The sequence below is a fragment of the Streptomyces sp. NPDC127092 genome (genome assembly GCF_042722475.1).
In the GTDB taxonomy this organism is placed as follows: Bacteria; Actinomycetota; Actinomycetes; order Streptomycetales; family Streptomycetaceae; genus Streptomyces.
Genome location: NZ_JBHXFE010000218.1, coordinates 961 through 1,460, shown reverse-complemented (window position 1 = coordinate 1,460; position 500 = coordinate 961). Strand labels below are relative to the sequence as shown.

General features: G+C 72.0%; 1 protein-coding gene. It reads right to left on the bottom strand.

The window, feature by feature from the left end; all coding sequences use genetic code 11:
- Positions 1-500, bottom strand: a 500-nt coding sequence (locus tag ACFWJO_RS39055) for an SCO6880 family protein (RefSeq protein WP_386872972.1), incomplete at both ends; no start/stop codon positions are given.

Here is a 500-nt window from a genome sequence, read left to right as displayed (position 1 = left end):
CCTCGCGGCGGGTCTGCTCGGCGGCCCGCAGGCCGAGGTCACCGCGTGCGGTGCCAAGTCCTCGGTTGGTGTTGGAGGCGGTGAGGGCGGAGAGGAAGCTTCGTTCGACGGCCGCGGCGGCGTCGGCCGGGGAGAGCGGCCGGTGCAGCAGCGTGATGCGTTTGCGCGGGGCTTTCGCGTTTGCTTCGAGAAGGCTGCGGAGCACCTGCTCGTTCGGCTTGCCGCGCGGGGGAATGTGCATCTCCCAGGTCCGTGACACCGCGCCGTCGTGGAAGTAGCTCGCCTTGGTCTCCTCGGCGGTCACCGGCCCGGCGTCGAGCCAGGACACCAGCGGCTCGTCGGTGCGGGCGACCTGCTCGGCGACCGCTTCGACACCGGTGCGCGGGTCGTAGCTGCGGCGGACCACGGCGGCAATCAGGTTGTCGCTCATCGGGACGCCGGTGACCCGGAGCTCGGCGAGGTTGCGGCAGATCGCGGGGATGTGCTGGGCGAGGTCGCCG